Raw genomic sequence first — 22936 nt, 5'->3', positions numbered from 1 at the left:
GAGACACCCCCAATTTAAAACACCACGAGTCTTTCAAACTAGGACTTGAGGCCAGAGTAGTAACTCAAGGAATGCAGTTATGATTGCTAAACTGATTAAAGCGACCTCACCTGAAGGTCAAGCTCAAACTAATTTCAAGCGCATGGTATCTAAATATGCGATATACGTAGTATTTGTCTTCATGTGTGTTGTAATGTCCATCCTATCGCCCGTTTTCCTATCGGTCGCTAACTTATTGAATGTAATGACTCAAATGGCAAGTATTGGTCTTCTTGCGCTTGGCGTTACTATCATCATCATTACCCGAGGCATTGACTTATCTTCTGGTTCAGTACTTGCGGTAGCGGCCGTAGTCTCAGCCAGTATGGCGCAAACCATCGACTGGTCAATGCGTATGTACCCTGCGATGCCAGAGCTACCTATCATCGTTCCTATTCTAGCGGCATTAGCTGTTGGCGCATTATGCGGTTATATCAATGGAGCACTCATTGCTTACACTGGTATTCCTCCATTCATTGCGACTCTAGGTATGATGATCGTTGCCCGTGGCGCTGCCCTGCTTTACTCAGATGGTCGCCCTGTAAGTAGCCTTATTGATTCTTATCAATGGATTGGCCAAGGCAGCATCGTGGGTATTCCTGTTCCTGTTATCATTTTCGCTGTGATGGCTTTCGTGTCATATGTACTACTGAACTACACCCGATTTGGTAAATACGCTTATGCCATCGGTGGTAACGAAACCGCCGCGTACGTCTCTGGCATCAATGTAAAGCGCTATAAGATCTTGGTTTATACCTACGCGGGTTTGTTAGCGGGTATATCTGCGCTGATTTTGGCGGCTCGAATCAACTCTGGTCAACCGGGTCTGGGGATCATGTACGAGCTAGATGCAATCGCAGCAGCGACTGTCGGCGGCGTATCGCACGCTGGGGGCATTGGTACGATACAAGGAACCATTATCGGTACCATGATTATGGGTGTACTTCAAAATGGTCTCGACCTTCTCAACGTTTCGGCCTACTGGCAGCAAGTAGTAAAAGGCTTAGTCATTATCTTTGCCGTTATGTTTGATATGAAGCGCCATAAGAAGAGTAAATAGTGCAACTACAGAATAACTTTGAGTAGGGTACGAGGCGGCTCTTATCTAGGATACCTTGGATGCCTCGGTATAGTCGCTCTCGGTTTGGCTCATCGCGCCTTTTTACAAGGCGCGTTTTTCTTCCTCGTTACACACTCAATGAAACAAATATTTCAAACCACTATAAAATGAGGTATTTTGTACGTCTATCCTTTGATTTTGGCTTTCGGAGAACTCTATGATAGCGGCTGCTACATTAAGTGAACTACAAGAACAAATACGTTTAGAATATTCCGGCTTAAGTAAACGACTTCAACAAGTAGCAAAATATGTGCTTGATAACCCAAATGATATCGCACTGGAAACTGTTGCTATCATTGCGCAGAAAGCCGAAGTTCCACCTTCCACCTTAATTCGATTTGCCAGCGCCTTTGGTTTTAGTGGCTTCAATGAGATGAAACAATTATTTCGTAACAAAATCGTTGAAGAGACCTCAAGCTATACCGATCGAGCAAGAATCCACAAGCAGCTACACACAGAACCATTAGCGCCTGAAAGCCCAAAACAGATACTTCAAGAGTTTGCCAACGCTAACTCACAAGCCATGAATTTCCTGGCAAACCAAACCTCAGAGCACGATCTTAATAGTGCTATCGATATTCTACAGAGCTGCGAAAACATCTATCTAATTGGCTTACGCCGCTCTTTTAGCGTGGCTTCCTACTTCACTTATGCACTACGTCATTTAAACAAACGTGCATTTCTGATTGATGGCCTCGGGGGAATGTATGAAGAACAACTGAGCATGATTGGTCCAAACGATGCCATTGTTGCCATCAGCTTTAGCCCTTATGCCAATGAAACCGTCGCCCTAAGTGAAGTGGCTTCCAAAGCAGGTGCGAAGCAAATAGTGATAACAGATAGTCAGGTCAGCCCCCTCGCCGCTTTTAGCGATGTCAGTTTCGTCATCAAAGAAGCCAAAGTGGACGCCTTTCGCTCTCAATCCGCTTCGCTATGTTTGGTTCAGAGTATTGCCGTTGCCATGGCGATTAATAATGAACACGAATAAAAACAGCGCCCTAAATTGGGCGCTGTTTTTATGACATCGTCAAGAACTAGATAAAGACCGTTCGCTTGCTATTCATTGACTCAATTGCGGCGTCTGCTAAACGCAGTGCAAACTCGCCATCGATACCGGAACAATTAGGCTTACCACCATTAAGAATGTCTACGAAGTGTTGCCACTCCCCAATGTACGCCTCTTTATATCTCTCTAAGAAGAAGTGTAGTGGTTTCGCGCATTCTACTCCTTGAGCAGAAGTCATACTTATCAGGTTCTCACGGACGTTTTCCGCTTGAAGCATGCCTTTCTCGCCGTGCAGTTCAATACGCTGATCGTAGCCGTAACCAGACTTACGACTATTCTGAATCGTAGCGATTGCACCAGACGCAAAGTTCAATACAATCACTCCGGTATCAATGTCACCTGCCTTTCCGATCTCAGGGTCTATTTTACAACTGCCATGAGCAGTGACCGAGACCGGGTCTTCACCCAAAATGAATCTCGCCATATCAAGATCATGGATAGTCATATCACGGAACATGCCACCAGATACTTTACTGTATTCCGCAGGTGGCGGCTCTGGGTCGCGAGAGGTAATCGTCAGTGTCGCAGGCTCACCTACTTCACCTTCTACCACGCGTTGTTTCAGGTTCGCAAAGTGAGGGTCAAAACGGCGATTAAAACCGACAAGTAAAGGCACCTTATATTGTTCGACAACACCCAAGCAATCACGAACTCGGCTTGAATCGAGATCGATCGGCTTTTCGCAGAAGATCGTTTTACCTGCTTTCGCGCCCAGTTCAATCAAATCAGCGTGAGTATCGGTAGCGGAACAAATACATACCGCATCAACACTTGTGTCGGCCATTGCTTCTTCAATAGATTGACGTTTAGCACCATATTGGTCGCATAAAAGATTGGCATTGACATCATAAGGGTCAATCACCGAATACAAGTTAGTTTCAGGGTGATTGGCAATGTTCACAGCATGAACTTGCCCAATGCGCCCTGCTCCAAACAGCGCGATATTATACATTCTGCACTCCTTCCTTTGCTTGTCGTTTGTCCAACTCGATGGTGAGTCAAACCAGAATAAGTTGCTCATGAGCGGCATGGTTTCGGTAGGTAGCCATATGACACTCATCGCGATTACATGTAGTCCTCAGAATTAATCCATGCATGAGGACCCTCCCAACTGAACAGCCATTTGCGCTTAGGTCCGGCCATTACATTCAGGTAATAGCTGTCATAGCCTGCCATGGTAGCTACAGGGTGGTAACCTTTTGGCACCATGACCACGTCTTTGTCATACACCGCCATGCACTCATCTAACTCCCTATCATCGGTGTACACGCGCTGCATACAAAAGCCTTGAGACGGGTCTAAGCGATGATAATAAGTTTCTTCTAAATAGGTTTCTTGGCCGTCGATATCTTGGTCGTGTTTATGGCTAGGATAAGAACTCGTACAGCCCTCTTCAGTAAAGACCTCGACGACGAGCAGGCTGTCCGCGAGTTTGTTATCTGGGAGAATATTGTGTACGTACCTTTGGTTCTGTCGCTTACCTCGGTGCTCAGCATCAACATCTTGAGGGGCAATATGACGAGTCGGAAAAGTACCTTCACTGGGCGCTTCGCAAACCGCTAGTTCCAAATCCGTTTCAGCCAGTACGTGAACACTCTGCTGGGGTGCGACATACACCGAGTGTGGCTTAATACGCTGTTGGTTTTCATCTTTTTCAAATGGCGACATACGTTCACCAATATTATTAAACACCTGATTATTAACCGTCACAGTTGCTCTTCCCGACACCAAGACTAAACACTTCTCGGTAGCCGTTTGATCAAGCATTAACACTTCCCCTTTTGCGATCTCATAAACTGAGAAGCCCACGTATTGCCAATTTGCACTCTCTGGCGTAATCGATTGAACACGGGAATCAACAGATGATTGAGAATACTTAGAAAGTAGATAAGACATTGGGAGCGCTCCGTTGCCAATGAGGCCTTGTGAAATATTTAATTCAATTATATTTATATGAAATATTTATTTCGTGACATAGACAACAAAGTCCACTTAATACGGAGAATATTTAACCGTTAAGTGGACACATTATTTGCTTAGAACAGGGCTTTCATACCTTTAAGCATCTTAGTAGCGACATCGTAATAATCTTGCTCCCACATTTGATCATTTAAATATTCGCCCGAATAGAAGCCTTGGTAACCCGTAGACTGGATGGCATCAACCCACTCAGACAAAGGAATATCGCCTTGACCAATAAAGTGACCACGTAACTCTCTTTCATCTGGCCAAGCTGCTCCTTCTTCAGGGCGAGTACCATCTGAAATATGGACGTTGTAGATAAGAGAGGGATCAATGTTGGCGATTTGCTCGAGACTTGCGCCTCGGCATGCCCAAAAATGCCAGGTATCGAGAACAAAGCCAAAGTTGTCGCGCCCTACAGCATCTAACAAACGATAGTAATCGTCGAGCGAAGCAATGGGAGTCCATGCAGCACCCTCATATTGAAAGCGAATGCCATAATCTTTACCTATATCCGCAATCGAACGTATATTTTGAGCTGTCAGCTCAATATTTTGCTCTAAAGTGAGTCCGTTCAATGCTTCAAAGGCATTAAGTTGAATGGTAGGTGCACCTATTTGCTGAGCGAACTGACATAACACTTCCGCATCTTGGAACAATTGAGCTTTCGACGCTTTATCCGTCACTTCGATGGCGCCAATAATATCAATCGCTGTAGGCTCTATGTTGAAATGATCTAAACGCTGTTTAAATTGCTCTGCGGATAGGCCGGCTTTAATGTAGCGCCAGAGTTTTTCAGTGTGGATTTCTAACCCTTGATACCCAGTATCATGAGCTAAACGAATGTCAGAAATAACATTGCTGTGGAGTGAACACATTCCATGTAAAGCATAACGCATAGTGGATCTCCTTGAATTTTGGCAACAAGAAGCTAAGCCTTGATGCATTTGCTTTACAAGGCTTACTCTTTAATAGTCTGGATGTTCATTAATTGTGATTAATTTACTTCGCGGCACATTAAGCTAACCGCTAATGTCTGAGCTAGGTACATTGAACTACTCAACGAGCGGAACCCCATTACCTCGCCTTCTTGCACTTCAAAACACACTTCCATCTTACTGCCTTGAGGCGTCATCTGATTGTCGGTAATGGCGATAATAGGTACGTTCTTTTTGTATGCTTCGTCAATTAGGTCACTGGTTTCTTGCGCGTAAGGGTTGAATGTCACCGTGAACAGCACATCATTTTCGTTCATACGACGCGTCATGGGCGACAACATACCACCATGATCATCTAAGAGCACAACGTTGTTATCCGATTTCATTAACGCATACCAGAGGTAGAACGCTACAGGGTAAGCTCGGCGCATCCCTTGAATGTAGATGGTTTCAGCCCCTTCAAGCATGGCCACAGCACGTTCCAATTTCTGTGGCGACACCATAACTTGAAGTTGTTCAAGCGCCTCAATATTGGCATCACCAAAATCTTGAAAGATGGCTTGTGGAGAATCGTGTGGTACATCTTCCATCTCACGTGCTTTACGAACACGTTCTTTGTAGTCTCTAGGACGATTCAAATACTGATCTCTAAACAATATTTGCATAGACGTGAAGCCATCAAAGCCCATCGCATTGGAGAATCGACTTAGTGTCGACAACGGTACATTGGCTTGTTGCGCGATGGTTGCCATGGTTTCTACGGCAACCAGCATTGGCTGTTCCATGACAAAGTCGGCTACCTGCTGCAGCCTACTGCTCAGGCCGTCATAGCGTTTCACGATAAGCTCGCGTAACGAATCTAAATCAGCGGGTACTTTTACTTCTACATCCATAGTGATAACGCTCTCCTATCCGAACGCAATAAATAGTCAACCGGTCCCCTTCCCAAATTAGGTTGGGGACTCTATTTTATGATAATAATTCAAAGTTGCGAATCGCTTCTTGCTTAACATACGGCATTGCTTTCTGCATAAAGTAGATTCGATCAAATTTCTGCGGTTCATCATTCATATAACCGCGCAAGTTATGACCAAGAGCTTGACGCAAGCAGGTACCAATATTGAATTTTGATACGCGACTCTGTTTCAACTTAAGCATGTCTTCATCGCGAATACCGCTCGTTCCGTGAATGACTAAAGGTACAGTGACCTCATTGGCAATACGATCTAAACGCCCAAAGTCGATAGTACAGGTTGGCTCGGTCAAACGATGAATATTGCCTACCGAGATTGCTACACAGTCAACGCCACTTTCTTGGGCAAATCTAGCAGCATCCTCAGGCTCAGTATAGATAGATTTGATATGGTCGCGTCCCTCTTCGTAAGGTACTGAGCCAATCTCACCTTCTACAGAAGCACCCAGTGCGTGAGCCACTTCGACCACTTTTTTTGTGCGAGCGATGTTTTCATCCAGAGTCAGTTGAGAGCCATCAAACATAACCGAGCTGAAACCCGCTTTAAGCGCACGATAGACAATGTCTTCTTCATAAGTATGGTCCAAATGTAGGCAGACCGGTACGCTGCTCTTGTGAGCGAGGTTGAGGAACATCGCCGCAGCGGTTTCCACACCGTAGAAATCGACAACGTCTTTATTACAAGCCAGAATGACAGGCTTACCAACTTCTTCCGCCGCTTCTACCACTGCTCTTGCGTCTTCGAAACCGAAAATATTAAAACAAGGTACTGAATAATCAGAAGCCGCCGCATCAGGTAATAGATCATTAAGATTCACTAACATGCTTTGTCTCCTATTTGAACTTCGCAATCATATCTTTGATACCGGGAATGGTATTCACTTGATATTCATGGTGAGGGTCAAAATGTTGAATCAGAGACTTGTCAGTCTTCCCAACAATAATGGTGAAGTAATACATCTCATAGCCCGGTGCCGCCACACTTGGGTGGTAACCTTTGTCGATAGCGATTACTGAGCCTGTTTTAACGTGATAAACCGGACCATGGTCATCTTCATGTTCATACAAGAACTGAGCACCAAAACCGAAATCAGGGTTAAAACGGAACTGATACACTTCTTCGTACAGTGTTTCTCGACTGCCATCTTCTTTCACACGATCTTCATCATGCTTATGTGGAGGGAAACCTGACCAACCACCAGCGCCAACCGTAAACAATTCGCTGACTAACAAACGACCGCGTTTGTCAGCATTTGATTGACCAAGAACATGTTTGATTTTACGGTGCGTTTTGGTGTCGTCTGAGCCGTATTGAACGATATCGACATTCTCTTCACGAACGCAGAACGGTTCTAGTGACGCTTCAAACTTACCGCCAGCAATCATGATGTCGGCATTCTCGCTGACACACTCTATTTGCGCTGTGTAACCAAGTGGTACATAAACCGCTTCTGGATTGCCGTCCCACACTGACGCACGTTTACCAATGTTGTCGAACACTTGGGTGTCTTGCCCATTAGTCACTGAAACACTACAAGTGCCACCAGCTAATACGATGACAGACTCATACCCTTCAACCTCATGGTTGAATGTGCCGCCTTGAGTCAAACAAACTTGGTTGAAATAACACAAAGGTGTGACTTCATCATTAATACCTACAATGGGCTCATTTTTATTATCGTAGGGTGGTATGTGTTTACCCATATTCTTTCTCCTCACTGCTCTTTTCTTGAGCGCAGTTTCAATTCCCTAAACTTGTTCATTAATAAAAAAACCGGGCCACGATGGTGTGTATTTTCGCGAGTATCTGAGGTCGAAATACCGGCCCGGGAGACTAAATACTGTCTTCAATCACATCAGTCGATGCCACTAAACACCTTGGTTTCTTGTCTCAATAAAATCAAAAAGCTGCTCTTTCGTTGGCATAGCTTCGGTACAGCTATCCCCACTGACATTAATCGCAGCCGCAGCGGATCCATTTCTCACGCCTTCTTGCAGTGTGCCACCATTCACTAAGGTCCAAATCAAACCACCTGCAAAGGAGTCACCAGAGCCAAATGGCTTATTCACTTCAACTCGGAAGATGCCTTGCTGGAACTTAGAGCCATCACGGCAATACACTTTCGAACCAAACTCACCAGCCTTAATCACCACAATCTGGGTGTTGTCGCGCATAAAGCGTTCTGCTGTGGCATCGTCATCCTTATTGCCCGGTGCAATCACCGTTTCCATCATGTCGAACTCTTCACGATTGCCGATCACGATATCGGACAGGCTAGAGGCAATCCCGTAATAGATAGAAGCATCAGTATCGGTGCGCCATGAATAAGGACGGTAGTCCACATCCAAGACAACTAAAGTGTTACTGCGACGCGCATGTTGCATCGCGATCAACGTAGCTTCACGACTTGGGCTCTCAGAAAGTGCCGTGCCTGTCACCACCAAAACCTTTGAACTTGCGATATATTCAGGGTCGATTTGCTCTGGCTTTATCGTCAGATCAGAAGCGTTATTTCGATAGATAAGGACCGTACAGTCACTTGGTTTCATCTCAGTGAAAGCGACCGAAGTACGAGAGCCAGAGTTGTCAGTCATCATGCCGTCTAGGTTGATCCCCTGTCCTGACATGTAACCTTTTACATAGCCACCAAACGCATCATCAGCAACACAACCAATGAAACCCACTTTGCCACCTAGTTTGCTCACAGCGACCGCAATATTGGCCGCTGAACCACCAACAAACTTGTTGAAGCCCGACAAATCCGCCATATCGGTTTTTGATTCGCGGGCGTATAGATCCACACCCGCGCGTCCTAAAACGATGGCATCCAACGGTCTGTCATGTTGAAATGCAATTTTCGTCATCGTCGTTCCTATTATTTGTAGCTAACCCAAGCCGCGCCTTGGTCTGCAGACTCAACGCACTTCTCACACAAACGAACCCCTTCGATGCCGGCATCAATACCAGGGAACCAAATACCCGCAAGGGCTTCTTGGTCATCACGGTCAGCTGCATCAAATGCCATAGCGAAACGGTGATATAGGTTAGCCCAAGACTCAAAGTAACCTTCAGCATGACCACCACCAACACGGTTAGAGGCAACACCTTCTGCGTCTTGATACAAGTACCCCATGCCACGCTCTAGTACGCGAGGTGCTTCACCTTGTACTTCGTAACGAAGTTGGTTTGGATACTCATCCCACCATTCGATCGATGCTTTAGAGCCGACAATACGGATCTTCTGTTGATGCATCGAACCAGAGTTCACAGCCGATGCCCAAAGCGTACCAACTGCGCCGCCTTTGAACTTGATCATCACATGTGCGTTATCTTCAAGTGGCGCACGAGATTCGATAAAGCTTTGGCGCATACATGCCAAGCTATCAACTTCTAGTCCGGTCATTACCTCGTTGAGATAAAACGCATGGGTACCAATGTCACCTAACACATAAGTAGGACCTGATACTTCAGGGCTCACACGCCATTTCAAACCTGGGTCATTTTTCTCGTATTCTTCATTATGGAAGCCGTGAGCGAACTGCATATTGATGACACGAACCTCACCAAGGTCACCACGTTGCACCATTTCACGCGCCTGTTGGACCATAGGGAAACCTGTATAGCCATACATCACACCGATAACACGATTGTTTTGCGCCGCGATAGTTTTTAGCTCTTCCGCCTCTTCAGTCGTAAAGGTGATTGGCTTTTCGCACACCACATGAAGCTTGGCTTCTAGTGCCGCTTTACAGATTTCGTAGTGAGTAGAGTTTGGCGTAGCAATAGAGACAGCTTGAATGCCATCTTCACGCTGTGCTTCTTGAGCAAACAACTCTTTATAGCTTGAGTAACAACGCTCTGGATCTAGGCCAAGATTGACGCCAAAATCGCGGCAACGATCAGCATCTAGGTCAAACGCACCCGCAACCAACTTAAACAATCCATCACGCTGTGCTGCATTGCGGTGAGAGTAACCAATTTGGCTACCACGACCACCACCTACCATTGCCCAACGAATTGGCTGTTCAAAATGACGCTCTTCATTAAACATGCTTGACTCCTTGTGTGGCTCCTAGTGTCTAGGAGCCGAGATTAAGTGTTAGAAAATTAAATAGAAATCTGAACTAGACACCGCGGCGCTGTGTGGCGCGGCCTTCTTCCCAACTCACCACTTTCTCTGCGACGTGGTCGTTGCGTGTTACCTCTGGTAGACCGACTTCCCACCAGCAATCGCACTTAGACCATGCTGCTGGCGATACTGGGTCAATATCAACCACGATAACGTAAGTACGGTCGGCTTCTTTAGCGCGTTGGAATGCTGCATCGAATTCATCTACCGACGTCAGCTTCTCACTGATCGCCCCTTGCGCTTCAGCGTGTTTAGCGAAGTCGACACGAGCCACTTCACCATCAGGACGACGACAGTCTTCAAGTAGGTTGTTAAAAGAGTCGTTACCCGTGTTGTTCTGAAGCTTGTTGATAACAGCAAAGCCACCGTTATCGCACACTACGACTATCATCTTGTGACCAGTAAGGACGGATGAGTAAATGTCTGAGTTTTGAATCAGGTAGGAGCCGTCACCGACAAGCACAACCACATCGTTGTCTGGGTTCGCCACTTTAGCGCCCCAACCGCCGGCAATTTCATAGCCCATGCATGAGAAACCAAACTCGATATCAAACTTGCCGATTTGGTAGTTTTGCCAGTTCATTGCTAATTCAGCAGGCAGGCCACCTGCGGCTGTCAGCACGGTATCACCCGGCTGCATGGATTTGTTCAGCTTACCAATCACTTCTGCGTATGAAGACAGTCCAGGTAACAGGTCGCCCTCTTGAGGGTTGGTACGACGATGAACGACCGCTTTCCACTCATCGGCCTGCTCTTTCGCAGTTTGAGCCCAGGCATTATCACCCTGCCAATCACCAAGTAACTTCGATAACTCAACCAAGCCACGTTTGGCATCACATTTGACTGGCAGCGCGCGGTGTTTTATCGCATCAAAACGGCCAACGTTAATAGTGATAAGCTTCATGTCTGGGTTCTTGAATACACTCCACGAACCTGTAGTAAAGTCTTGCAAACGAGTACCAATTGCGACGACTACATCCGCATGCGCCGCCATGTAGTTGGCCGAATCAGAGCCTGTCACACCAATAGGTCCTGCATTGAGCGGGTTGTCTTGCAACATCGTGGCACGACCCGCGATAGTCTCTACAACCGGAATATTGTGTTGTTTTGCGAATGCCGCGAGCTCATCAGTTGCAAGTGAGTAATGCACTCCACCACCAGATACGATCAGTGGTTTTTCCGCTTTCATCAGTACTTCTTTTGCGTCCTCAAGGTCAGCAATTTCTGGCTCTGGTCGACGAATACGGTGAACTTTTTCTTCGAAGAACACTTCAGGGAAATCGTAAGCAACGCCTTGAATATCTTGAGGAAGGCCGATAAATGCAGGTCCACAGGTCTCTGGATCAAGCATGGTGTCTATCGCTTGAGGCAATGAGTGCATCAGCTGTGAAGGCGAGATAATACGATCCCAGTAACGAGTTAGTGGTTTGAAAGCATCGTTACAAGTAATAGATGGGTCGTAGAAATTCTCCGGCTGTTGTAATACTGGGTCAGGTAAACGGCTTACGTATGCGTCCCCTGAAATCAATAGCACAGGAAGTCGGTTAGTGTGAGCAATACCCGCTGCGGTCACCATATTGGTTGCACCCGGACCAATTGAACTTGTCGCGATACCAATACGTCTGCGCTGGTTTGCTTTTGCATAAGCAATCGCCGCCGTCGCCATCGACTGTTCATTTTGACCACGCCAAGTCGGAATTTTGTCTTCAATGTTCTTAAGTTGCTGTCCAAAGCACGTCACGTTGCCGTGACCGAATATGGCAAAAGCGGTGCCGAAAAGTTGCTCTTTTTTTCCATCTATTTCGATCATTTGAGCAGCTAAGTATTGTGCAAGCGCTTCTGCGACAGTTAGGCGTACAGTTTTCATTCTATTCCTCGGTAGTCTCAACTTTGTCCATTCCATGAGTAAGCTACGTTTTGCATCCCTAACCCCGTAGCTTTGTGATGGGGAGCGTGGCTCCCCATCATCCAGAGCTCAATTACAAGCCGTATTTCTTCGCGTAACCTGTGATGTTCTCGTAAGCAGTTTTTGCGTAAGTTAGTGGGTGAGCTTTTGCTGGGTCTTGTTCAGCTTCAACCAATAACCAACCTTGATAGTTACGAGCTTTAAGCGCAGCAAACACGTCGTCATAGTCCACATCGCCCGTACCAGGGACAGTGAATACACCGTCAAGAACAGCATTTAAGAAGGATTTATCAGCTTCGCGAGCCGCTTTCATGACATCAAGACGAAGGTCTTTGAAATGCATGTGACCGATGCGATGACCCCAACGCTCAATCATAGTCACTGGGTTACCGCCACCGTATGTGATGTGGCCAGTGTCCAATGTTAGGAATACAGACTCACCCGTGAATTCCATCATAAGGTTGATGTCATCTTCTGTTTCACAGATAGTGCCAACATGATGGTGGAAAGAGAGCTTAATATCGTGTTCGTTTAGCAGATAGTCAGCGACTTTGGTCAACTTCTCGCAGTACATTTTCCACTCATCCATTGATAAGATGACGCGCTGTGAAAGTGGTGTGTTGATGTCGCCATGGACAGTGTTGCTCACTTCACCATATACCATTGCTTTACAGCCTGCTGCCTTAAGAAGCTTGATGTGGTCTTGCATCGCTGCAATCTCTTCATCAGCCGTCATCGTCATTAGGTTGCCGCTATACCAACCTGACGCGAGTACAAGGCCATGTTCTTTAAGTAGTGGTACTAATACTTCTGGCTCACGTGGATACTTGGTGCCTAGCTCTGTGCCTGTGAATCCAGCTTCAGCCATTTCACTTAAACACGTTTCCAAAGGGATCTCGCCACCAAGCTCTGGCATATCATCGTTGGTCCAAGTCAGTGGGCTAATTCCATATTGCACGTTGCTCATTTTTATTCTCCGACAATGTTTTAAAGATTTTCCAAGTGATTCAAAGCGCTCATGTTGATCAATTCATCGCATTAGCAAACTTTGAACATCTCCTGTTGTTTCACTGAGGACTACTTTAGCCAAAAAAAACACCTATGAAAAATATTTTTCATATCATCCAGTGAGATTTTCAAAACAAGATGAAATTGGAAAAAACCTATATAGCACGCGGCTTACCACTGTTTTTGATCTAGATCTCACTTTTATTAAACATATATTTTTCAAACACTTATAACATTTGTAGGATTTGAAAAAGATTTTTCATAGTTTGATGAAGATAACATTTTTGGACAAAATGACAGTTTAACGGTAGTCGAAACAGAAAAGAGTCAATATGATTAAAACACCAGCAAAATGAAAAATAATTTTCAAATTACACAACTATAACATCTGCTGGACTTATAGAATGCCAATACTCGTACCCTACAAACCGAAGTATTGGGCGTTACCCAACTGGAACTGGTTCGATGGTAAAGGGACAGCTTTGGGGAATCTCAATAAGGAAAATAAAATGGAAGCAACATCCAAGGCAGAAGCACGAAAACACAATATTGCCTATATTGTTCGAATCTGCTGTATTGCAGCACTAGGCGGGATACTACTAGGATATGATACCGCGGTAATTTCAGGCGCCATTGGCCCTATTAGAGAACACTTTGGTTTAACCCCAGCACAAACTGGCTGGGCCGTATCCAGTGTCGTACTAGGCAGTATTATCGGCGCAGTCAGTGCCGGTTGGGCTGCTCTTAAGTATGGCCGTCGCAACACCCTATTCATCGCAGCCGTGCTCTTTATGATTTCGGCCATTGGTTCAGCTTTAGCCGCCACATTTAGCTTCTATGTCATCTTAAGAATTGTCGGTGGTGTTGCCGTCGGTCTGGCATGTGTTGTTTCCCCAATGTATATGTCTGAAGTCGCTCCTAAAGACTTTCGAGGGCGCGCCGTCAGTATGTTCCAACAGTCTGCCGTTATTGGTCAAACAGGTGTTTTCTACGTCAATTATCTTATCGCTAAAGGTATGTCAGAAGCTTGGTTAGTGGATCTAGGCTGGCGTTGGATGCTGGGCTCCGAAGTGATTCCGGCGGCACTGTTTGCAGTGTTACTGTTTATTATTCCAGAGTCCCCTCGTTGGTTGGTACTCAAAGGAAGAATCGATGAAGCGAAAACCACTCTGTCTAAAATCTCTAACCCAAAACATGCAGAACAACTTATTCTGGAAATCCAAGACTCCCTTAAAGACAGTTTAAGCACTGCTAAGAACAAAGTGAGTTTACGCTCTCCTCTCTTATTCGCTATTCTTGTCATCGGTACCTTTGTTGCGGCGGCGCAACAGTTAACGGGTATCAACGTCATCATGTATTACACCCCTGAGATCCTGAAACCGATTACGGGCTCTACAGAAAACGCTCTATTCCAAACTACCTTCGTTGGCGTGGTATTCATTCTAGGTAATGCGCTTGGCATGTATCTTATCGACAAAGTCGGACGTCTACCGCTAATGAAATACGGTACCTTCGGCTGTGCACTTGGTATGTTTGTTGTGGGCTATGTTTTGTATCAACAAACGGAAGGTTATGCCGCCTTGTTCGCGCTATGTCTATACGTTGTTTCCTATGCCACTTCATGGGGCTGCGCATGTTGGACCATGATTTCTGAGATTTTCCCGAACAGCATCCGCTCTAGAGCGATGGCGATCGCCGTTGGTGCTCAATGGTTTACTGGCTTTATCGTCACTCAATCTTTCCCTATGCTCAACGAAAATGCCTATCTAAAAGAGAACTTTAATGGTGCATTTGCGTTCTGGTTATTTGCGATTCTTTCTATCATCTGTATGTACGTTGTTGTTAAGTATGTGCCTGAAACCAAAGGCGTCAGTCTGGAAAAAATGGAAGAAGCCATGGCGAAAAAATTGGGCAAAAAAGTGCCACAGTCCACATCTGAAGCACGTGCTTAATCAATAAGACTCCACAACAAAACGGGAACAGGCTAACTTAAGGTCTGTTCCTTTTTTGTTTTTAACCTGGCCAACACAATGAGGCGTTTATGCTCGATAAAATGGCGTTTTTTGTTTACGTGATTCGCTCTGGCTCCATTTCTTCTGCGGCACGACGATTCAATATTTCAGTTTCGGCTGGCAGCCGCTGGTTACAGGAACTTGAAAACCACTTTGGAACCACTTTGTGTCGTCGTTCAAATCGACTTTTGGAAGCCACTCAGGCCGGTCAAACTCTATTCGAAGAATTCTCCCCCCTAGTCGATAGCGCAGAACGCATCAGCAGAAAGCTAGAAGATTACCAGTCACAAGAAAAAGGCCATATCGACATCGTCTGCACGCCTGTCTATGCCAATCATTATTTGATGGATATGATTGCCCAATACTCCAAGGCTCACCCAGACGTGACATTTAATATCAACGTCACGCCTTGGGCGTTAGACCATGCAAGTACCTCTGACTTAATGATCAGCGCCAATGCCAGCTTCCAAGGTTATCGCGAAAAAGATTTACTGCTGGTGAAGCGAGAATTGATGCAATGTCCGTTTATTGTCGTCGCCTCTCCACAATATCTTGAATCGCACAACCTACCTTCTCACCCTAGTGACTTGGCTCAACACCCTTGTTTGATCGCCACCACGCTCACCGGAAGTAACGATTGGATCTTTCGTCAGCAAGCGGAAAATATCATTTTAAAGGTACCGAAAACCGTTGAGGTTAATGATAGTGATTTGTTGCTAAGAGGGGCTTTGAATGGAATTGGAATTGCGTACCTGCCTGAGTTTGTCGCGAGAAGTTACATTGATAATGGTAAGCTAATCGCACTACTGCCCGACTATCAAACCAGTATTTGGAGTTTAAATCTGTATTATCATTCGCCGCAGACCGCCTCTCCCACGGCGACAAAATTTAAGGATTTTTTGCTTGCCAGCAAAGAAGAACGGCATAGCTGACTTATACCATTACGAAGCTTTGTATCGCGTCGTAACATAGCTTCGCACCAGATAAAAATAAGAACGCGTAGCAAAGCTGATAGATTCGCTCCTGACTAACTTTATGAAGTAGCATTACACCAAGTTTCACTCCCACCGGAGCGAACGGAATAAGTAACAATGCGGTGAATAAATTGGTTTCATCAAACTCCCCCAGCGCCACATATGGGACTACTTTTACCACATTGATAATGGCAAACAGCACCGCCATAGTTGCGATAAGTGTGACTTTCTCTAAGCGCAGTGGCAGCAAGTAAATACTTGCTGGGCCACCACCTGCATGGATAGCCGTACTGGAAAACCCGCCCAATGCACTCCAAAACCACGCGCTCAGTTTCCCTGGAGTCGATGACGACTGTTTACCACCAAACCAGTGCTGAAAACAAAAAGCCAAAGACAGCAAACCTATGGTGAGTTTTAGGCCAGTTTCAGGTGTCACACTTAAGAATAACCCCGCGAGCACCACACCTAGAATCGACCCAGGAAGCATTTGCTTTAAAATCCGATAATCAGCGTTCTTGTAATGGTGACGAACGGCGAACGCGTCCATAACAATAAGAATGGGCAGTAAAATTGCCGCTGCCTGAGTAGGAGAGATGATGAGTGCCATTAACGGAACCGCGATGATCCCCAATGCCCCTCCTAGCCCACCTTTACCTATGCCATAAATCAACACAGCAGGTATTGCCATTATGTAAAACCAAGGATCGCTGACTATCGGCATGGTTAGACTCCTAATGAAGCGAGGTAGTTGCGGCTGCGCTGAAGGTCAACTTTTACCTGTTGCGACTGTTTAACGTTGTGCTCGTGTTCCACAACTAGCCACCCTTGATAGTCAATTGATTTTAAACTCGCAATGACTTGATTGAGTTTGATATCGCCGTCTCCAAGTGGAGTAACAAGCCCGTCAGAATAGGCATCAAACCACGGCTGTTTGTCTCTAATTGCTACACGTAACTTGTCGATAGATACATCTTTCAAATGAACATGCTCAATTCTATTCGCATACTGTCTGATCAGGCTCAAAGGGTCCATTCCATCTAAAAACGTATGACCAATATCGAGACATAATCCAAGTTCGGAATCGGAAAATTGATGCAATACAAACTCTATCTCATCTTTAAACCCAATATACCCACCAACACCGGGATGCAGTAAACAACGCAATCCATGCTCCTGAGCTAGACTAGTGATTTGTCTCATGTTGTTGATGAGGTGATGTTTCTGTTCTGAGGTTAATCGAGGTGCTGTTGCACTTTGACCGAGACTGCCAAAGCGCTCAGGATGATTACCTTCCATAAGCAGTAGCGTACCCACTCCTAGCGCCTTTAAACGAGCGCACGTTTTCTCAGTTTGGTTGAGAATTGCTGGCATTTTTTCGCTGTCACTAAAGGGTTGTTGTAGCTTACCAGCACATATTTCTAGTCCTCGCGTTCGGCACGCACTTTTGGTCAGCATCGACTCCTCTGGAAAGTAGCCGTCTGGCCCCAGTTCAATACCACGATATCCGCAGTCACTTGCCTCCATTAGCACTTTACCCCAACTTGGGTTTAGCCCATTGTCTGGCTCTTCGATACCCCAACAGCATGGGGCGCAAGCTATTCGATTATGCATAACGTTTTCTCCAATTATCCTGATACCAAGATAAAAGTGTTAATAATGAAAAGACGTGATCAACCACCAATTTGGTATTTGCATTTATGCAAAGCCGCTTTGAATTCTTGTCTATAACACATAGTCGCTGCTCCCTTTTAGACTGAAACAAAGCGCTCAAACAGACGCATCATTTAAGGTATTGGGAGACAGAGATGGAACGAATTTTTATTGTCGCAGCAAAACGTACCCCTATAGGGAGCTTCAATGGTTCACTTAGCTCACTATCCGCAGTTGAGCTTGGTGCACACGCTATTCAAGCCACAATCGAGCAGGCTGATATTGCGCCAGACCTGATCGATGAAGTGATCGTAGGCAATGTGTTAACCGGAGGTTCTGGTATGGGTCCTGCCCGCCAAGCGGCTATTAAAGCGGGGATCCCAGATTCCGTTCCTGCCTACACCCTTAACATGATCTGTGGCAGTGGAATGAAAGTCGTAATGGATGGCGCAAGCCACATTCGAGCAGGCGATGCCGACATCGTCATGGCTTGTGGAATGGAAAGTATGTCCAACGCGCCCTTTATCGCCAACGGTCAAATCCGACGCGGATATAAAATGGGCCATCAAAACCTTGAAGACAGCATCATTAAGGATGGGCTGACTGATGCGTTCCACCAATACCATATGGGTATCACGGCAGAAAACATCGCCAAGAAATTTGAACTAACACGTGAAGAGCAAGATGCTTTTGCACTGGCGAGTCAAAAGAAAGCTGTCCACGCCTTAGAAAGCGGTGATTTCACCAACGAAGTTGCCCCACTCACTATTATAAGCCGCCGGCGCCAAACTGAAGTAAAAAGTGACGAATACCCAAAACCCGATTGCACCTACGAAGCTCTACAAAAACTCAGACCTGTATTCACCGCCGAAGGGACGGTTACCGCAGGTAATGCATCTGGCATCAATGACGGTGGTTCAGCCATTCTATTGGCCTCTGAATCCGCAGTACAACGTCATGGTTTAATACCACTTGCAGAGCTTATTGAATACGGACAAGGGGCTATCGCGCCCGAGGTTATGGGACTTGGTCCAGTTCCCGCGATTGCCAACGCACTAAATAAAGCCAATTTGTCGATAACTGATATTGATGTGTTCGAGCTTAACGAAGCCTTCGCGGCCCAAGCTCTTGGCGTTGCTCATTCATTAGCGGAACAACACAACATTGATGTGCCATGGCTATTAGAGCGAACCAATTTAAGTGGTGGAGCGATCGCACTCGGCCACCCTATCGGAGCGTCAGGTAACCGGATTCTTACCACTCTTGTCTATCAATTGCATCGAACTCAGAGTGATTTGGGTTTGGCTTCATTGTGTATCGGTGGCGGCATGGGCACAGCCGTCATTATCAAACGTTGTTAAAGAGGAAACGACCATGAAAAAAGCAGCATCACCTCAACAACTCAAAGACATTCTTCATGACGGCATGACCATCATGGTAGGCGGTTTTATGGCAACCGGTGCGCCAGAAAAACTTATCGACCTACTAATCGAATTCGACATCAAAGACATCACACTCATTACTACCGATACGGCATCACCCGGTAGAGGTACGAGTCGACTGATTGCTGAAAAGCGAGTCAAAAAGCTTTATGCATCACACATCGGCCTTAACCCAGAAACAGGGGCACAAATGAACGAGGGAATCTTGGATGTCGAACTCGTCCCTCAAGGTACTCTTGCCGAACGAATTCGCAGCGGAGGAGCCGGACTCGGTGGTGTTTTGACGCCTACTGGCCTGGGCACTATTGTCGCCGAAGGCAAACAAGTTATTAATGTTCAAGGAAAAGACTACTTGCTAGAAACCCCTTTGAGGGCAGACATCGCACTTATTCGCGGCTCCATCGTTGACCGTCGTGGCAATGTGTTTTACAGCAAAACCACACAAAACTTTAACCCCTTGATGGCAACCGCTGCTGACAAAGTAATTGTTGAAGCGGAGTCTCTGGTAGACATAGGCAACATTCAACCTGAAGCCGTGCACACCCCTAGCCTATATGTGGACTATATCTTAACGGAGGACGCGTAATGAGCACTCAACTAGACAAACATACTATTCGCCGTCGCATCGCCTGGCGTGTCGCTCAAGAAATGCGTGACGGAGATATCGTCAATCTAGGCATTGGTCTACCTACTCTAGTGGCTAACGAAGTCGACAAAGATGTCGAAATCCTTCTTCAAGCAGAGAATGGACTGCTTGGTATTGATAATTTAGCTGAAGAACATGAAATAGACGCTGACTTGGTTAACGCAGGCGCACAACCAATTACCGCAATCGAAGGAAGTTGCTATTTCAATAGCGCGGATTCGTTCGCCATTATTCGCGGCGGCCATGTCGATTCCACCGTGTTGGGCGCATTGCAAGTGGATGAAAAAGGTAATCTCGCGAACTGGATTATTCCAGGAAAAATGGTGCCCGGCATGGGTGGCGCAATGGATCTCGTGGTTGGAGCAAAGAAGGTGATCGTTGCGATGGAGCACACTGTCAAAGGCAAAGCAAAGCTATTACGCGACTGTACTTTGCCACTCACGGCTGTAAATCAAGTGGATTTGATTGTCACGGAAATGGGCGTCATAGAACTGACTGAACAAGGGATGCTGCTCACTGAATTAGCTCCGGAGTTTTCTGTTGAAGACGTTCAGCAAGCAACAGAAGCTGAACTTCGTATTTCCCCTGCATTAAAACTAATGTCCATCCCTACCTAATTCTGGTCTTAGAACTCTGAACATAAACCAGACGCCTAGTTGAGTTTAATCACTCACCTAGGCGTTATTTTTACCCTCAGCACAAAATACTGGATATTCATACAGCGCAGGTCTATACTGGTTGTACATACAGCAATTCATGAGGTGTAGTTATGTTGCAAGAAAAACTAGAACGCATCAATGAGCTTCGCAAACAAGCGATGTCTGATCCTGAATTCATGAAGTCTGCGCAAGCACACGCTGATGCGATTAAACACGAATATCATCCCACTCCAAGCAAACGTAGCAAGAAACCCAAAACATTGTCCGATATCTACCAAGGCTACGATTTTGGAATTTAACTCATAGACAAATCCAAAAAAGGAGAGCATAAGCTCTCCTTTTTGATGGTTTGAATAGCCTTAGCACACTGATACCAGTCTTTAAATACAGGACCCTGACTAGGCTATCGTCCCCACTCTAAACGGACGAATTTTCCGGATAGTCATTGGATTTTGACCACCTTGCACAGACAACCTTTTAGCTTGAGTGCGTTTTAATTGAATGTGACAAAGTTCCAATATCAAACCAAACGCCATAGCAAAGTATACGTAACCTTTGTTGATATGAATTGCGAAGCCTTCTGCCATCAACAAGCCACCTAACAACACTAAGAACAATAACGCTAGGGTTTTGAAGCCTGGGTACTGGGTGACAAGGTTATTGATTTTCTCTGCCGTCAACACCATGACCACCGCCGACGCTAATATCGCAGCAACCATGATTGGCACTTCACTTGTTAAACCAACCGCCGTAATGACAGAGTCCATAGAGAAGACCGCATCCACCGCAACAATCTGTAATAACACCACCGCCAAGCCTGCGCTTACTCGTGTCGAATGCGCACTTTCATCGTGAGTCAGCCAGCTCCAAAGCTCTTTCAAACTCTTGGCCAGCAAAAACGCACCACCCAAGATCATAATGACATCTCGTCCAGTGAAGGCGAATTTAGCGATTTCGAATAAAGGTTGCGTCAATGACATGACCCAAGTGATCGAAAAAACTAACACGATACGCGCCATAACGGCCAAGCCAATACCTAGGTTTCGGGCCAACTTGCGTTGATGTAGTGGAAGGCGCTCACAAAGTACGGAGATAAACACGACGTTATCAACACCGAGTACGATCTCTAAGGCAAATAGTGTGGCAAAAATAGCCCATGCTTCAGGCTGAAGGAAAAGTTCTAACATGATTGCGGCTCCAGGAAAGTGGAACCAATGGAATTGTAAAGTCGACTATAGGGGTCGTCCATTTAGGGTTAATACCTCTGTTACTTAGGGATCGCAAGTAAATCACCAAACCCTCTAACGAGCAATATGTCAGAATGTAACCAAACATGTCGTTGATTCATAAATTGATACATGCAACCCCAAACAGTGAATACGCGCCAATATTGCTTAGTTCGTCACAATTCCATCTTTGTATAGCCACTTGTATACAAACTGAAGTATTATTGTTTTATTAGGGACATAAATCATGAGAGTGCTGTAATCAGATGGGAAGCCTGAAAAACTCTGTAAGTAAAAGCGTAAAGACCAAAGTTGCTGGTCAGACGCAAGATGACGTCGTTTATTGTCATATTTTTGATGCCATATTAGAACAACGCCTTCCTCCCGCAACCAAACTAAATGAAGAAGCTTTAGCGGAAATTTTTGGTGTGAGTCGCACCATTATTCGTCGTGCACTGCTTCGATTATCGCTTGAAAAAGTCGTCGATATTCGACCGAATCGTGGCGCTATTGTTTCCGCGCCTTCAGTTGAAGAAGCACAACAGATTTTCAAAGCTAGAGAAGTGCTTGAGCTCGCCATTACTGAACTCGCGGTTGTAAGCGCAACCAAGGCGCAAATTGCTGAGTGCCGTAAATTAGTCGAAGAGGAAAACGCCGCCTTTGCCAAAGACGATTACGGCAGTGGCCTGCGTTTATCTGGTGAGTTTCATATCAAGCTCGCCGAAATGGCAGACAACGCACCTTTGCTAGCCTTCCAACGCAGTATTGTCTCGCAGTCGTCACTGCTCATTGCTATGTACGAAACAGGCAACCACTCCAACTGTTCTCAAGATGAACACACCATGTTGCTTGATGCCATTGAGAACGGCGATGAAGAAGTCGCACTTGAGCTTATGAAAGAACACTTAGAACACATTCGTTCTAAATTGAATCTCGATGGAAACAACGCCTCCAACGATCTTCATGTGGTGTTCTCAGACGTGCTTAAGAATAAAGCGAGCTAAGTTGAATAACACGTTATAAGCCAACCAAATACGGTTGGCTTTTTTGATCCTGCTTGCTCCCTCGAAATTTCCGCAGCTTATCGTTTTAAACAACGAAATAATCATGACTGATTTTTTGTAACACAGAATCGACGTCTGACTCCACATTTTATTAAATAAAATCATACACATACAATGCCTA

22 protein-coding genes are annotated in these 22936 nt (G+C 45.7%); 9 read left to right on the top strand and 13 right to left on the bottom strand.

Annotated elements, in window-relative coordinates:
• The first annotated feature begins 79 nt into the window (after positions 1–79).
• On the top strand, positions 80–1099 hold the full coding sequence (locus HOP38_RS07055; protein ID WP_006070655.1) for an ABC transporter permease: 1020 nt from the start codon (positions 80–82) through the stop codon (positions 1097–1099).
• Between the two features lie 217 nt (positions 1100–1316).
• Positions 1317–2147, top strand: coding sequence for a MurR/RpiR family transcriptional regulator (locus HOP38_RS07050; RefSeq protein WP_006070654.1), 831 nt, complete (start codon positions 1317–1319; stop codon positions 2145–2147).
• Positions 2148–2193: 46 nt separating this feature from the next.
• Here the strand turns inward: HOP38_RS07050 and iolG are convergent, their stop codons facing one another.
• The 10 genes from iolG to iolE form a co-directional block, all read right to left on the bottom strand.
• Positions 2194–3177: an inositol 2-dehydrogenase gene (gene iolG / locus HOP38_RS07045; protein ID WP_006070653.1), complete on the bottom strand. Its 984-nt coding sequence runs from the start codon at positions 3175–3177 to the stop codon at positions 2194–2196.
• 113 nt (positions 3178–3290) lie between these two features.
• Positions 3291–4121: a 5-deoxy-glucuronate isomerase gene (gene iolB / locus HOP38_RS07040; protein ID WP_198557733.1), complete on the bottom strand. Its 831-nt coding sequence runs from the start codon at positions 4119–4121 to the stop codon at positions 3291–3293.
• A 140-nt stretch (positions 4122–4261) separates the two neighbouring features.
• On the bottom strand, positions 4262–5086 hold the full coding sequence (locus HOP38_RS07035; protein WP_006070651.1) for a sugar phosphate isomerase/epimerase family protein: 825 nt from the start codon (positions 5084–5086) through the stop codon (positions 4262–4264).
• Positions 5087–5184: 98 nt separating this feature from the next.
• Positions 5185–6018, bottom strand: a complete 834-nt coding sequence (locus tag HOP38_RS07030; protein ID WP_006070650.1) for a MurR/RpiR family transcriptional regulator — start codon at positions 6016–6018, stop codon at positions 5185–5187.
• A gap of 76 nt (positions 6019–6094) precedes the next feature.
• Positions 6095–6922 carry a class II fructose-bisphosphate aldolase gene (locus HOP38_RS07025; protein WP_006070649.1) on the bottom strand — a complete coding sequence of 276 codons (828 nt, stop codon included), beginning with the start codon at positions 6920–6922 and terminating at the stop codon, positions 6095–6097.
• Between the two features lie 10 nt (positions 6923–6932).
• A complete protein-coding gene (locus HOP38_RS07020; RefSeq protein WP_006070648.1) occupies positions 6933–7802 on the bottom strand; it encodes a 5-deoxy-glucuronate isomerase in 870 nt (289 codons plus the stop codon).
• A gap of 165 nt (positions 7803–7967) precedes the next feature.
• Positions 7968–8963, bottom strand: coding sequence for a 5-dehydro-2-deoxygluconokinase (gene iolC / locus HOP38_RS07015; RefSeq protein WP_006070647.1), 996 nt, complete (start codon positions 8961–8963; stop codon positions 7968–7970).
• An 11-nt stretch (positions 8964–8974) separates the two neighbouring features.
• A complete protein-coding gene (locus HOP38_RS07010) occupies positions 8975–10150 on the bottom strand; it encodes a Gfo/Idh/MocA family protein (RefSeq protein WP_088877186.1) in 1176 nt (391 codons plus the stop codon).
• Positions 10151–10223: 73 nt separating this feature from the next.
• Positions 10224–12095, bottom strand: coding sequence for a 3D-(3,5/4)-trihydroxycyclohexane-1,2-dione acylhydrolase (decyclizing) (gene iolD, locus HOP38_RS07005; protein WP_096441244.1), 1872 nt, complete (start codon positions 12093–12095; stop codon positions 10224–10226).
• Between the two features lie 112 nt (positions 12096–12207).
• Entirely contained in the window at positions 12208–13101 is an 894-nt protein-coding gene (gene iolE, locus HOP38_RS07000; protein WP_006070644.1) for a myo-inosose-2 dehydratase, read from the bottom strand.
• Between the two features lie 550 nt (positions 13102–13651).
• On the opposite strand from iolE, the gene HOP38_RS06995 reads away from it, so the two are divergent.
• Together HOP38_RS06995 and HOP38_RS06990 are read left to right on the top strand one after the other, a co-directional pair.
• On the top strand, positions 13652–15094 hold the full coding sequence (locus HOP38_RS06995) for a sugar porter family MFS transporter (RefSeq protein ID WP_006070643.1): 1443 nt from the start codon (positions 13652–13654) through the stop codon (positions 15092–15094).
• A gap of 89 nt (positions 15095–15183) precedes the next feature.
• A complete protein-coding gene (locus tag HOP38_RS06990; protein ID WP_124941068.1) occupies positions 15184–16086 on the top strand; it encodes a LysR family transcriptional regulator in 903 nt (300 codons plus the stop codon).
• A 1-nt stretch (position 16087) separates the two neighbouring features.
• On the opposite strand, the gene HOP38_RS06985 is transcribed toward HOP38_RS06990, so the two are convergent.
• Positions 16088–16849, bottom strand: coding sequence for a sulfite exporter TauE/SafE family protein (locus tag HOP38_RS06985; protein WP_006070641.1), 762 nt, complete (start codon positions 16847–16849; stop codon positions 16088–16090).
• A 2-nt stretch (positions 16850–16851) separates the two neighbouring features.
• Positions 16852–17739 carry a sugar phosphate isomerase/epimerase family protein gene (locus tag HOP38_RS06980; RefSeq protein ID WP_198557732.1) on the bottom strand — a complete coding sequence of 296 codons (888 nt, stop codon included), beginning with the start codon at positions 17737–17739 and terminating at the stop codon, positions 16852–16854.
• 194 nt (positions 17740–17933) lie between these two features.
• On the opposite strand from HOP38_RS06980, the gene HOP38_RS06975 reads away from it, so the two are divergent.
• From HOP38_RS06975 to HOP38_RS06960, 4 genes are all read left to right on the top strand, one after another.
• Entirely contained in the window at positions 17934–19139 is a 1206-nt protein-coding gene (locus tag HOP38_RS06975) for an acetyl-CoA C-acetyltransferase (RefSeq protein ID WP_198557731.1), read from the top strand.
• Positions 19140–19152: 13 nt separating this feature from the next.
• On the top strand, positions 19153–19806 hold the full coding sequence (locus HOP38_RS06970) for a CoA transferase subunit A (RefSeq protein WP_198557730.1): 654 nt from the start codon (positions 19153–19155) through the stop codon (positions 19804–19806).
• Positions 19806–20483 carry a 3-oxoacid CoA-transferase subunit B gene (locus HOP38_RS06965; protein WP_198557729.1) on the top strand — a complete coding sequence of 226 codons (678 nt, stop codon included), beginning with the start codon at positions 19806–19808 and terminating at the stop codon, positions 20481–20483. Before HOP38_RS06970 ends, HOP38_RS06965 begins: the two co-directional genes overlap by 1 nt.
• Before the next feature lie 152 nt (positions 20484–20635).
• Complete coding sequence (locus HOP38_RS06960) at positions 20636–20824, top strand: hypothetical protein (RefSeq protein WP_006070636.1); 189 nt, start codon at positions 20636–20638, stop codon at positions 20822–20824.
• Positions 20825–20923: 99 nt separating this feature from the next.
• On the opposite strand, the gene HOP38_RS06955 is transcribed toward HOP38_RS06960, so the two are convergent.
• Positions 20924–21712: a TerC family protein gene (locus tag HOP38_RS06955; RefSeq protein WP_171391637.1), complete on the bottom strand. Its 789-nt coding sequence runs from the start codon at positions 21710–21712 to the stop codon at positions 20924–20926.
• Positions 21713–22017: 305 nt separating this feature from the next.
• Here HOP38_RS06955 and HOP38_RS06950 point away from each other — a divergent pair, with 305 nt between their 5' ends.
• Positions 22018–22755: a GntR family transcriptional regulator gene (locus HOP38_RS06950; RefSeq protein ID WP_006070634.1), complete on the top strand. Its 738-nt coding sequence runs from the start codon at positions 22018–22020 to the stop codon at positions 22753–22755.
• Positions 22756–22936: the final 181 nt, after the last annotated feature.

The organism is Vibrio mediterranei (assembly GCF_013364395.1).
In the GTDB taxonomy this organism is placed as follows: Bacteria; Pseudomonadota; Gammaproteobacteria; order Enterobacterales; family Vibrionaceae; genus Vibrio; species Vibrio mediterranei.
The sequence above is the reverse complement of the archived record's forward strand: the minus strand, read 5'-3'. Positions and strand labels throughout refer to the sequence as shown.